General features: G+C 34.9%; 13 protein-coding genes. 2 read left to right on the forward strand and 11 right to left on the reverse strand.

Going from position 1 to position 13,162, the window contains the following annotated elements; genetic code table 11:
- The first annotated feature begins 570 nt into the window (after positions 1 to 570).
- Entirely contained in the window at positions 571 to 1,308 is a 738-nt protein-coding gene (locus tag BN2144_RS18105) for a nucleotidyltransferase domain-containing protein (RefSeq protein WP_230199767.1), read from the forward strand.
- A 231-nt stretch (positions 1,309 to 1,539) separates the two neighbouring features.
- On the opposite strand, the gene BN2144_RS18110 is transcribed toward BN2144_RS18105, so the two are convergent.
- The 10 genes from BN2144_RS18110 to BN2144_RS18155 form a co-directional block, all read right to left on the reverse strand.
- A complete protein-coding gene (locus BN2144_RS18110; RefSeq protein ID WP_033829618.1) occupies positions 1,540 to 2,592 on the reverse strand; it encodes a lactonase family protein in 1,053 nt (350 codons plus the stop codon).
- A 285-nt stretch (positions 2,593 to 2,877) separates the two neighbouring features.
- Positions 2,878 to 3,942, reverse strand: a complete 1,065-nt coding sequence (locus tag BN2144_RS18115; RefSeq protein ID WP_033829619.1) for a C45 family autoproteolytic acyltransferase/hydrolase — start codon at positions 3,940 to 3,942, stop codon at positions 2,878 to 2,880.
- 162 nt (positions 3,943 to 4,104) lie between these two features.
- Positions 4,105 to 5,070: a siderophore ABC transporter substrate-binding protein gene (locus BN2144_RS18120; RefSeq protein ID WP_033829620.1), complete on the reverse strand. Its 966-nt coding sequence runs from the start codon at positions 5,068 to 5,070 to the stop codon at positions 4,105 to 4,107.
- Between the two features lie 302 nt (positions 5,071 to 5,372).
- Positions 5,373 to 6,131, reverse strand: coding sequence for an iron ABC transporter ATP-binding protein (locus BN2144_RS18125; RefSeq protein ID WP_033829621.1), 759 nt, complete (start codon positions 6,129 to 6,131; stop codon positions 5,373 to 5,375).
- Entirely contained in the window at positions 6,125 to 7,075 is a 951-nt protein-coding gene (locus BN2144_RS18130) for an iron chelate uptake ABC transporter family permease subunit (protein ID WP_033829622.1), read from the reverse strand. The genes BN2144_RS18125 and BN2144_RS18130 overlap by 7 nt, the downstream gene beginning before the upstream one ends.
- Positions 7,072 to 8,019: an ABC transporter permease gene (locus tag BN2144_RS18135; RefSeq protein WP_033829623.1), complete on the reverse strand. Its 948-nt coding sequence runs from the start codon at positions 8,017 to 8,019 to the stop codon at positions 7,072 to 7,074. Before BN2144_RS18135 ends, BN2144_RS18130 begins: the two co-directional genes overlap by 4 nt.
- Positions 8,020 to 8,495: 476 nt before the next feature.
- Complete coding sequence (locus BN2144_RS18140) at positions 8,496 to 9,125, reverse strand: methyl-accepting chemotaxis protein (RefSeq protein ID WP_050632362.1); 630 nt, start codon at positions 9,123 to 9,125, stop codon at positions 8,496 to 8,498.
- Complete coding sequence (locus BN2144_RS18145; RefSeq protein WP_050632363.1) at positions 9,126 to 9,443, reverse strand: hypothetical protein; 318 nt, start codon at positions 9,441 to 9,443, stop codon at positions 9,126 to 9,128.
- 21 nt (positions 9,444 to 9,464) lie between these two features.
- The gene (locus BN2144_RS18150) at positions 9,465 to 10,232 is read right to left on the reverse strand and encodes an MCP four helix bundle domain-containing protein (protein ID WP_050632364.1); all 768 of its coding nucleotides are present in this window, start codon (positions 10,230 to 10,232) and stop codon (positions 9,465 to 9,467) included.
- 140 nt (positions 10,233 to 10,372) lie between these two features.
- A complete protein-coding gene (locus BN2144_RS18155; protein ID WP_033829624.1) occupies positions 10,373 to 10,711 on the reverse strand; it encodes a hypothetical protein in 339 nt (112 codons plus the stop codon).
- Between the two features lie 140 nt (positions 10,712 to 10,851).
- On the opposite strand from BN2144_RS18155, the gene BN2144_RS18160 reads away from it, so the two are divergent.
- Positions 10,852 to 12,084 (forward strand): ISL3 family transposase, encoded by a 1,233-nt coding sequence (locus tag BN2144_RS18160; protein WP_033829625.1) that lies wholly within the window; start codon positions 10,852 to 10,854, stop codon positions 12,082 to 12,084.
- Positions 12,085 to 12,322: 238 nt separating this feature from the next.
- Here the strand turns inward: BN2144_RS18160 and BN2144_RS18165 are convergent, their stop codons facing one another.
- Positions 12,323 to 13,045, reverse strand: a complete 723-nt coding sequence (locus tag BN2144_RS18165; RefSeq protein ID WP_050632365.1) for an EAL domain-containing protein — start codon at positions 13,043 to 13,045, stop codon at positions 12,323 to 12,325.
- Positions 13,046 to 13,162: the final 117 nt, after the last annotated feature.

The raw sequence follows: 13,162 nt of genomic DNA on the forward strand, positions 1-13,162 counted from the left end.
AATATACTAATAACAAATTGTAAGACATTCTTGAACATTTTCTCACCCTCCGAACGATTCGTTATATTACCCTTTGTAATTATTCTTTATTTTTACCATTTTTACTATTTCAGCTAAAATGCTGAACCTTAAATACTCAATCAATAATTTCACCCCACAGTTACAATTCTTAAGAGCTTCAACAAAACCATTTTTATTTTAACATTGCTTTAGATTAGTTTTCATCTAAACTGATCAATTTTCCTTTTTATCAAAATCCCACCTTACCCTACTTTTTATTTTATATTAAGAAAAATCCCCTAAACACTATTGGGAAAGTTAAAAGAATTTGTAAAGTCTTGATTAAGGGTTACAGATAACTCTTACTAATATATAGATGTTACGCTTATGAGTATATAGGGCTCAATCCAAGCTAAGTTCATATCGTGTTTTATTTTGAAATCTTATGCCACTCTAGGAAGGGTGGACTTTTTATTTGGGCGAAAAGGAGTAAACGAAATAACATTGGGCAAGTTATTTCGTAAAGCATGATGTGAACAAATATAAGCGTCATGTGGAGGTGGTTTGAACTTGAACTATTCAACTTTCCCTTGGTTAGAAGAGCGAACGATTCTTCTTTCTGTATCAGGCAGTTATGCGTACGGGACAAATATCGATACGTCTGATCGAGATTATAAAGGGATTTGCATTCCTCCGATTGATTATTATTTTGGTTTAAAAGGTTTTAATGAGTATAATTCTAGTGGTGGAAAAAACTTTCGTAATACAAAAGATGATGTCGATATAACCATTTCGCACCTCGTAAAATTTGCTCAAGATGCGATGAAAGGCGTACCGAATAATATTGAACTTCTTTTTATGCGTGATTGTGATTATGTGAAATTAACTGATGCTGGACGGAAGCTAATTGGAGCACGACAGTTGTTTTTATCGAAACTCATTTACCCGAAATTTGCTGGTTATGCACGTTCGCAAATGGAGAAATTGAAAAAGGGATATACGAGTGAATCTGAATATGATTTCAAATCGTTTATGCATACGATTCGACTGTTAACGAGCGCAATTGAAATTTTAGAAACAGGAGATTTTCGTACGTATCGGCCAAATCGAAAGGAACTACTTGACTGTCGTTTAGGTAAATATACTTTTTCAGAAGCAGTAAAATTAATAGAGCTGTATGATAATCAGTTAAAGGAAGTTAATGCGACATCCAAACTACGTGACACACCAGATGAGGAGGCAATCAATCATTTATTAATTGAGATACATGAGGATGTCTTTATGAGGGATAAAAATTTTAATCAGTAATAATCGTTTGCCTATTTTTTGAAGTGTAGAAAAGGACTTAAATCAAGTGAGAGCAACTCATTTACATTTAAGTCCTTCCTTTTTTATAAAAACATTCACTAGATAATTTTATTTGTCTCTTGTGCTTTTTTACTGTATTTGAAGCAAGACGGGCTCCTTTTTTAAGAAAAGAACATAAAGAACCTTTCACTTGTGACAGCGTCCGTTTTATCATTTTCAATATACGAACACTTATTTATTTAAGAACTTTATACAAACCGGATGACCGACTTGTATATTCTTTTGCAGTACAGTTAATTTCCCAGTGTTTTTATCTCGTTTATATAAGACAAGATTATGACTTTGTTCATTTGAACCAATTAAATAATTTTCTGTCGGATCAAAGTTAAAGTCTCGTGGCCAATTCCCTTCAGACGAAACAATGTCTACTAAGGTTAGGTGTCCCCCCCCTTCTTGAACGCTGAAAATAGCGATACTATTATGGCCGCGATTACTTGCATATACGAATTTTCCGTCAGACGAAATATGGATTGCACTACCTTGGTTATTTTCCGTAAAGTTTTCTGGAATTGTAGAAATGTATTGCAACTCATTAAAACTTCCGTCCGCTTCGTTAAATTCCAAAGTGATGATTTCTGAACTTAGCTCGGTCATTAAATAAGCAAATCGTCCATTCGGGTGGAATGTTAAATGGCGTGGTCCACAACCTGCTTGAAGTGTTAAAGCTTGTCTTTTCTTTAATTTTCCGTCATTGACCTCATAAGTAATTAATTGGTCGGCACCTAAATCAATCGCAGCAACAAATTGTTCATTCGGTGTAAAATCAATGTAATGCGCATGTGGTTTTTCTTGGCGTTCTTTATTTGGTCCAGATCCTATATGAGCCATATTTGATTTTCGTTCACTGAGAAGTCCTTGGTGATCGAGTGTATACGATTCAACGGTTCCCCGATGGTAATATGCAGCAACAAGTACCGTTTGGTCACTGTTTGTTGCCACATAACAAGGGGCGGACCCTTCTGATATTTGTTTGTTTAGCATTTTAAGTTCTTGTGTTTCTTCGTTAATTTGGTAGCCGACAACCCCACCACTTTCCCCGTCTTTTGCAACAGCATATAAAAATTGATTATCTTTTGTCACAGCAACATATGTAGGATTGGCTAATTTGGCTACAAGTTTCACGTTTACAATCTCTTCTTTTTCTGTATCAAGGACAAATGAATAGATGCCTTCACTTTCTCCTTTTGTATATGTACCGATGTATCCTGTCCATTTTGTATTCATGCTGGGACTCCTTTCTACGTGTAATTTTATCTAATTGCATTTTACCTTAAAATATGATTGGAAAACATGGTCGCCCGTCTGATTGGTCAGGTTTTGCTCGTTTTTAAGCTTTTCAACTGGCTGAATAGGACGAGTTTTAACGGCTTCACTACATTTTTCGTTCATAGACTTCTCTATAAGCAAGTTATTCACCGATTCCCTGAAATTTTAGTTCATAGAACGAGGATATTCATTTTGTCTGTCATGATGAGCCTTTCCCTCTCATTTACCAATTCCCAATCAAAGTCAATTACGAAACTTCCATGCCCCATCATCTAAATGAACAAATGGAACTTCTGTGTCTACTTCTCCGTAAATATAGTCCATTCCGAGATTTTCACCACTTAACCACTTTGCAAAATCAATTTCTACCGGTTCCCTATCCCCTCCGAGAGCAAACCAAGCTTTCATTTCTGTAGGGAAATAGGCTGAAGTATGGATGGTGCCCGCCCAACTCCCATAAAGTTTAGAGAACACTCCTCTATCCGTATCATTCAACAATCGGAAAGCTTTCCTTGCGTCCCCTAAATTTGCATACTCATTTTCAATAATTTCCATTCGACGTTTCGAATCGACTAAATGGTGGCGGTTTTCATCAAGCATTACTTTAAAATGATTTGTGCACGCATATCCCTCACGAACAACAACCTTTCTCGGTGAGGTTTCAATAATTTTTGTTACACCACTTCTATCGGTAACAATATAGCTAAACGAATGACGATGTGGGATTTCTTCTAATAAAGCGACAGCCTCGTCAATATTTGCACACGTTTCTAAAATGAGTCGACCAATCATATTACAAACAAATCCATCACCAGGATTTTTTCGGTTCATAAAATTATATCCCATCGCTAACCCTTTTTCATTAAGGCCATCCATTCGACCAGTTATTCTTTGACTTGGACCAATAATAGCATAACCACCATCGCTCGGCTGAAAAAGAGTAAAGCGTCCATCATACGTTTTTGGGTGATAATCATAGTTGCGAACTAAATAATGATCACCTGTGACGACCGAACAGCCTGATTTATAATATTGTACGCGATACCCACCGAACTCACGTAAAACTTGTTCCATTGGCCATTTGAGAGCTGCTTGTAAACCAAGAATTTCTTCCCAAATGTTTGGTGCAACATTCGTAATTGCTTTTTTTACTTCTTCTTCTGGCACCGTAAATCTTGGTTTTCTCACTTTCCATTGCTTTTCGCGGTTTTTCACAAGAATAGAGTCTTTTATTTTTTCGCCTTGTAGAAAACCAAAATCATAATGTGTTCCGCGAAATTCAATAACATGACTATGAATTTTTCTCATGTGATTACCCCTTAAATTGGAATTTCTTTTCCATCATAGCATACTAATTCCTTATGAAAAAATGTAACGCTCGAGTTTAGATGATACTTTCTAGGTCATCGTCCTGACTCATGTTAAAAAACGCTCGACTCTTATTTGAGCCAAGCGTTCTTGTTTCATTTTTTATTTAATTGCATTTTCAACTTCAGTAATCATTGCTGGAACAGACTCAAGTCCTCCACCTGATAAGTACCAGTAATTCGGGTCTAAATAGATAATATGACCTTCTTTAAATGCTTTTGTATTTTTTACTAAGTCATTTTCAATAAGATCTTTTGCATTTGTATTTCCACCTACAACTGCTGTTCGATCAATGACAAATAAATAATCCGGATTTTTCTCTACAACATATTCAAAGGATACACTTTGTCCATGTGTACTTACTTCAATTTTTGGATCAACTGGAGTAAATCCAAGAACATCATGAATGAGGCCGAAACGTGAGCCAGCACCGTACGCACTAATTTTCCCTTCATTTGCTAAGATGATTAAGGCGTTTTTATTAAGTCCTGTTACTTCATCTTTCACTTTCGCAATTTGATCATCGACTTTTGCTAATTCTTCTTTAACTACGTCTTCTTTTCCAAAAATTTGCCCTATCATTGCAACATTTTCTTTATAGGAATCCATATATTTTGTAAAATCTAAACCGACATATACCGTTGGGCCAAGTTCACTTAAATCTTCATATAATTCAGCTTGGCGGCCAGAAATGATAATTAAATCTGGATCAATTTCTGCAATTTTTTCGAAGTCTGGTTCTTTTAAGCTTCCAACATTAATATATTTTGAATCAGCATATTTTGATAAGTAAGGTGGAACTGTACCTGATTGAGGAACACCTGTTACTTCCACACCTAATTTATCTAACGTATCAAGCATACCGAAGTCGAAAACGACAACTTTTTTAGGATTCTTCTTTACTTTTGTTTCACCTAGTTCATGCTTTATTGTCAATTCTTCACTTGTTTCTTTCTTTGGTTCACTTGTGTTTTTCCCGTTTGAACCATTGGATTCATTGGAACTCCCACATGCGACAAGTCCAATTGTTAATAATAATATAATTAATGAAAGGTAATATTTTTTCATTTCTATTACACCCCTTATTTTTTTGAAAAAGCAACTTATTGGACAAAACTACGTCATTTCATGGTAAAATAGAGTTACATCATCTTTACACCACGTGCCTTTCGTGGTTAAATTTATCTTTTTTATTTTTGAATATGTGTCAATACTGATATTTATTTGCGCGCAACCCCACCCGTATTGACATATATTCTATTTTTTTCAATTAAATTCGGATGTATTACTTGTGCCCGCCAATACCAGCGGGCTTTCCCATTTTTCCATAAATGTATGCACTCATTATGAAATAGTTTTCTAGCCATTCTTTAAGAGAAGTAAAAACAGAACCGGCAATTTTGAATATTTTTCACAGTCATATCCATATCATATATTTCACGTAAAACTTCCCGATTAATAATTTCGTCTGTCTTTCCCTGTTTTATAATACGACCATTTTTCAATGCGACGATATGATCCGAGTAAACGGAAGCAAAATTTATATCATGAATAACAAGTAGCACAGTCTTGCCTAATTCGTCGACAAGTCTTCTTAATGTTTTCATAATTTGTACGGAATGTTTCATATCTAAGTTATTCAAAGGTTCATCAAGCAAAATATATTCTGTATCTTGAGCAATAACCATAGCGATGTAAGCACGTTGTCGTTGTCCACCACTTAGTTCATCAAGATAGCGGTCCTCGATTTCTTGAAGCTCCATATATTCGATTGCTTCGTTGACATGGGCCCAATCTTCTTTCGTTAGTTTTCCTTGTGAATATGGAAAACGACCAAAGGAAACAAGTTCCCGTACAGTTAGACGCAAATTCACGTTATTTGACTGTTTTAAAATTGAGATTTTCTTAGCAAGATCACGACTCTTCTTTTTCGTAATGTCAACTCCGTCTATACGAATTTCTCCTTCATCTTTTAAAATAAGTCGACTTACCATAGAAAGCAATGTACTTTTTCCAGCACCATTCGGTCCAATAAACGAGGTAATTGTTCCCTTTTCAACATTGACCGAAACATCTTTTATGACTTCTTTTGTTCCATACCTTTTTGTTACCTGTTTAATATCTACCATGACTTATTCTCCTTTAACAAGAGGTATATGAAGTAAACTCCACCGATAAAGTTAATAATGACACTAATTGTCGTTGAGAAGGTAAAAATCCTTTCAACGAGTAACTGACCACCGACTAATGCAACAACACTAAAAAGGCTTGCACCAACTAGTAAATAAGAATGCCTATATGTTTTTAAAAACTCATACGTTAAATTGGATACGAGAAGACCTAAGAACATAATTGGACCTACTAATGCCGTTGAAATTGAAATTAACACAGCTACAATGACGAGTAACCTTTTTACGACATAGTCAAAATCTACTCCAAGGTTAATTGCATGATCTCGACCGAGAGATAAGACATCTAAATACTTAAATAGTCTCATAAAGTATAAAATAACAATAACCGTTAAGATGAATGCTAATTGCAAAACATCTGTATTAATATTGTTGAATGAGGCAAACATTCGATCTTGCACAATTTGGAACTCATTCGGATCAATTAACACTTGCATAAATGATGAAAAACTTTCAAAAAATGTACCGAGAATAAACCCAATTAGTAATAGAAAGTAAATATTTTGAGCATTTCTTTTAAACATCATTCGATATAATAGTCCAGAAAAAATGATCATTATCGCTACGATGAGAATAAACTGAATATTACGGTCTGTTGTCGTTAATGTCGTAGAACCAAAAATAAAAATAATAACCGTATTGATTAACATATATAAAGAATCTAAACCTAGAATGCTCGGTGTTAATATGCGATTTTGTGTAATCGTTTGGAAGATGACGGTTGCAATGGCGATTGAAACACCTGTTAATACAATGGCAGCAACTTTATATAACCTTCTCTCTAATATATATTCCCAATTTCCAGTTATACCTGTGAATAAAAAGAGAGCGATGAAAATGACAGAAAGAGCAGCTAAAATCCACGTTTTCGTTTTATAGTTCATTGTTTCTGTCTCCTCAATAGTAAGTAAATAAATATAGCGCTACCAATTACTCCTACCGTCAAATTTATTGGAATCTCATATGGGTAAATAATCACTCTTCCAAGAATATCGCAAAACAGAACAAAAATCGCACCTAATAAAGCTGTTGGAGCTAAACTTTCTTTCAAGTTGTCCCCTTTATAAATTGATACGATATTCGGTATGATTAAGCCTAAAAACGGGATAACCCCAACCGTTAGTACAACGGATGAAGTGATTAGAGCGACGATGACTAAACCTAGGTTAACAACTTGTCGATATTTTAATCCTAAACTCTTTGAAAAGTCTTCTCCCATCCCTGCAATTGTAAATTTGTTTGCATATAAATAAGCGATAATGAGTAGTGGGACACTGATGAAAATTAATTCATATTTTCCTTTTAATATAATTGAAAAGTCACCGATTAACCATGCTGATATATTTTGAATTAAATCATTACGATAAGCAAAAAATGTTGCGATTGAACTAACAATATTTCCTAACATTAACCCCACTAATGGGATAAAGATTGCATCTTTAAATTTAATTTTCTCTAATATTTTCATAAAGAGAAATGTACCTGCTAAGGCGAATATAAAAGCGTTAAGCATCTTTATAAGTGAACCAGCACTTGCAAACAACATTAATGAGACTAAAATTCCAAGGCGTGCAAAATCCATCGTTCCTGCTGTTGTCGGTGATACAAATTTATTACGACTGAGACTTTGCATAATTAGTCCTGCGATACTTAATGATGCACCAGAGACAATGATGCTTACGAGCCTTGGAATTCGTCCAATGACAAGTACTTGCCACTGTTCATCCGATAAGTGGAAAATATCTTTTGGCGAAAGATTCGACACCCCGATAAAAAGGGATAACAACGATAGTATGAGTAATGTCAGTATTAAATATCTTTTCTTCATAGGCGCTTTTCACTTTCATGTGTATTTGAAAATCTCATGTATATTGTTTCAATCGATGAGAAAACTTCTCACTCATTTAGCTATCAATCGTCTTAAAGTCGCTTACAGTAAAGATTTGAACTGTTTTAATCTTATAATCTATCATCCATTAAAAATGATAATCATTATCAATTACAATTTTAATGATAATCATTATCATTGTCAACAGATTTGTCTAACATTTTCATTTTTCCGTCGTTTGTGATTATCCGCTTTCATTTTTCTTAGGTTAAAAATACCGTTACACGTATTTCCCGTGCGGTAGTTTCCATATACATATTCTTTTTGCATGTATGGTTTTAGAACTCATAAAATATACTTATTAGAAAATTTCTACTTTCCTATTCGCTAAGTTAAAAAACCTAAGAATGCCTCTACTAAAAGCACGCTTAGGTTTTTATCGCAAAATCAACTTCGATTTTACTTTTTCACTTGATTTATAAGTTAAATTTCGTTACCATTTCTCTCAAACGTTCCGCTAAGTCTGCTAAAGATATTGCAGAAGTACTAATTTGCTCCATTGTTGCCAGTTGTTCTTCTGTTGCTGCAGCGATTTCACTAGAACTTTGTGATGTTGTTTTCGCGAGTTTCTCAACTTCCTCCACTGCAACACCTACTTGTTGTGCGCTTGCAGACATTTCTTCTGATATGGCTGATAATTCTTGGACACCCGCATTCGAATTCTCAATAAGTTTTAAGATTTCTAGGAATGTTTTTCTCGTTTCCCCTACTAGCTCTTTCCCATTTATCACTTCCACACTTCCATTACTCATCATCTCAGCAGCTTTTACAGTCTCTTGTTGGATTGCCATAATAATTTCAGAGATTTGACCTGCTGATTTTCTTGATTCTTCTGCAAGCTTTCTCACTTCATCAGCGACAACAGCAAAACCCTTTCCTTGTTCCCCAGCTCGAGCCGCTTCAATCGCTGCATTTAATGCAAGTAAGTTTGTTTGATCGGCAATATCTGTTATGAGCATAATAATTTGGCCAATTTCATTCGATCTTTTTTCTAAACTTTGCATAACGTTATTTGTTTCTATATTAGCTTGATAAATGGTATTCATTTATGAAGTTACTTTTTCAATATATTCACTACCAATATTTGCTTGGTTCATTGTTTCCATTGTTGATTCCGAAACAATCGAGGCATTTTCAGCAATTTGGACAATACCATTTACGATTTCACCAATGACTTCAGCACTTTCCTCCGTTTTCACACCTTGTAACTCGATCGTTTGCGTAACATCTGTAATTGAAGTTGCGACTTGATTTGTCGCCGCTGTTGTTTCCTCAGCACTTGCTGATAACTCTTCGGAAGATGCAGCAAGTTGTTCAGATGATTGACTCATTCCTTGAATAATTTCTCGTAAATTATTTTTCATCTTATTAAAAGCTTGAACGAGTTAACCAATTTCATCACGGTTTTTCACAGTGACATCTTCCAGAGCGAGATTTCCATCAGCTACTTGTTCAACATCTTGCCTAACTGTCTTAAGTGGTTTGGATATGGATCGAGATACGACAAGAGCAATTGCAACACCAGCTAGAAGGCCAACAATTAGGAAACTAATCACGATTTTTATCGAACTTGCAAAAACTTGATTATTTTCATCATCGGTCTGTACAGCGCCATCATGGTTTAGTTGTTTTAACGCATTTAACGTTTCTTGCATATCTTTATACATGCCGTCAGATTTTTTTAATAATTCTTCTAATTTCTGTGCCTGATTCCCTTTGAATCCTTGTAATATATTGACATTCTTACCAAGTTCAAGAAATTCACCATTCATTCTTTTATATTCATTCCATTTTTGCTTGAACTCGTCAAAGTTTTTTCGGTTTTCTTCGAGAGTGATTCGACCGTCATATTCTTCTATTTTTTTATCTAGTTCTGAAAATGTTGTTGTGAAATTATTTTCAATCTCCTTCATTTCCGAATTATTAGGTTCTAGCACATATTGATGTTGCAAAACAGATATATGTTCTGTTAAATAGTTAATCTCATTAATTAACTCAAGGTTGATCATCCAGCGGTCAGTCAAGTCTGTGGAATTGTCATTAAGTTTCTCCATATTTAGAATAGACAAGATTCCTAAAAGTGCAGTAATCACGACTACTGTAAAAAAACCTGTATATATTTTTTTCGCTACGGTAAATTGAATTTTCTTCATCTGTCTCTCGGCTCCCTAGTTGTATTTCTATGGTAGAAAAGAACGCTTTCTCATTTCATTATTTTCGATCCAAAGTTTGACTTTCGACAAAATTCGACAAAATTCACCGTAAAAATTCCCCAGTCTTTCTCTATTCGTTTTCAAATCTTTTTCCAGAGAGTATTATAAACGCTCAAATTCATTTGCGGTATTCTTCTCTTTTTCTTTATGTATTTTAAATAAAAGAGATAATATCTTATATGTTTCACAACAACCCAAGGTGAAACCCCCGCTTTTAAACAATGTTCAATATAATTATGAAGAACTTGTTCATCGATTGATCGAATATCTTCTATTTCAGTATAATTATACGTATAGTCCATTAACTGTGTAAGAGCCTCCTGGACTTTTTCAAGTTGCGGAATACACAACTCTTGTCGTATAGTCAATTGCTTTGCTAAGCGTCTGAATCGTTTTTTATCCATATCACGGTGCCCCAAAGATGGAATCCTCCTAATCTCTCAATATCATTTCAAAAACAAATTCCCCTCGGCTTCCTCGCTATTTAATGTTTAGTTTAAAGCTTCCCAAAGCTGTCTATACTGGGTAATACTACTAAATTACCTGGGGTGATAGTCTTATGAAAAACTTTGAAGAAGAGTATAATGTATTCCAAGATGCGTTAGAAATACCTAAACCTTGGTATGTTTTCCATAATGAATTAGCTAAAGAAGAAAACACCTTACACATTTATATTGAATATCAATCAGGAGCGGAATTTTCTTGTCCTAATTGCGGTAAAACGGGATGTAAAGTTCATGATATACAAGATCAAGACCGGACTTGGAGACATCTAAATTTTTGGCAATATAAGACCATTCTCCATGCCAGAATGCCACGAGTAAAATGTGAGTCATGCGGTAAAATACGTACGGTTGTCATTGATTGGGCACGTCCAGGAGCTGGATTTTCATTATTATTTGAGCACCATGTGTTGTCGCTAATGGTTGAAATGCCTGTCGCTGCCGTAGCTCGTGAAGTAGGCGAACATGATACGCGCCTTTGGCGAGTATTTAAATATTATGTCAACAAAGCCATGGAAAACATAGATGTATCTAATGTCACTCGTATAGCGATGGATGAAACATCACGAGCAAAAGGCCATAAATATGTGACATTTTTTATTAATATGGATACCAAACGCTTAATTTTCGCTACTACTGGTAAAGGTGCAGATGTACTGCAGGTGTTTAGCCAGTTTCTAGACAGTAAAGGGGTTTTACATTCCCAGATTAAAGAATTTTGTTGCGATATGTCACCAGCCTTTATTTCGGGTATTGAAGAGAAATTCCCGAATGCAACGATTACGTTTGATAAATTTCATGTCATGAAAATGGTAAATGAAGCATTAGATCAGGTACGAAAACAAGAACAAGCTACACAGCCAGAACTTAAAAATTCACGATACGCTTGGCTGAAGAACCCCGAAAACCTAACAGAAAAACAAGGAAGTAAATTGGCTAAATTAAAGGATTTGGATTTGGCAACAGGCCGTGCCTACCGCATGAAACTATCGCTTCAGAAAATGTGGACTAAACACCCAATCCTTTCTGAATTGTATTTTGATGAATGGCATAGCTGGGCTATTCGATCCCGACTAGAACCAATGATTAAAGTTGCAAAAACACTAAAACAACATAAAGGCGGAATCTTAAGATGGTTTGTTACAAAGATGACCAATGGCCTTCTTGAAGGAATAAACAGTTTAGTTCAGGCTACCAAAAGAAAGGCTCGTGGATACCGAACAGCCGATAATTTTATTGCCATGGCCTATGCAACGGTTAATAAACTTGATCTTATTGGTATATCATGACTTGTTTTATCCTTTCTTGTTTGCTTAGCGACCAGCACTTAGAGGTAGGATAGGCTGTCAAGTGCTTTCCTTGACAACCTATCCTACATCTAAGATAATACCGGTGGCAAACAAGGAAATGATAGAATCCTATGGGCACTGGTAACCTGTTTTTTCAACATTAAACAGCGAAGAGCCTTCCCTCGTAACTCTCCTACAATTCTGATTATTTTATAGCGGATCCCTTTCTCGGTCGTAGTTACTTCAGATACGTTTCAATCGCTTCTGGCTTTCCAAGAAAATATCCTTGCCCAAAAGGAATTCCAAGCTCTCTTGCAATCTGTAAATCTTCTTGATATTCAAGACCTTCCAAAACAATTTTGGCGTGTTTCCCCAAAAATCGACTGAAATGATGAATAAATTCTTGCTTTTTCGTTGACTTCGATAAGTTTTTTGAAAAGTATAAATCTAGTTTTGCTATATGAGGCTCAATTTCAATCACTGTTTTTACATTTGCTTGGCCCTTCCCAATATCATCAACAGAGATGAGGAATCCTTTTTCCTTCAACATATTCGCAACTCCTATTAAATTATCAAAATCAGTAATTACCTCTGATTCATTTAATTCAAAGACAATTGAGTTTGGATTAATATCCCATGTCAATAAAACTTCATTTAACAAGTCTAAAAACGTTTGATTAACTAATGTTGAAGGATATACATTAATAAAATATAGATAGTCTTTAAGTTTTTCCTTCTTATTGTGAATGGTTTCTAATATTTTAAAAATAGAAACTTGGTCCAATCTATTTAGCTCGTCGTTCTCCTTTGCTAGACGAAATAGTTTTTCGGGATTTGGAATTTTATGTGATCTTAGTAAAAACTCAAAACCGATGATTTTATCTTGAGTAAGATCGACGATTGGTTGAATGACATGGTAAAGTTCATTTTCCTCTGTTTTTTCTTTAACTAAATGCATCATGAGCATGCCCCCTTTGCGTTTATTGCACTCTCTTTGTACCGGGTAATAGAAACTTATAAATTCGATTAAGAAAGGAAATTTTAGAAAGAACTGTATTGAGAGCAACGATCATTCAGA

The sequence above is a fragment of the Bacillus andreraoultii genome, assembly GCF_001244735.1.
Taxonomy (GTDB): domain Bacteria; phylum Bacillota; class Bacilli; order Bacillales; family Caldibacillaceae; genus Caldifermentibacillus; species Caldifermentibacillus andreraoultii.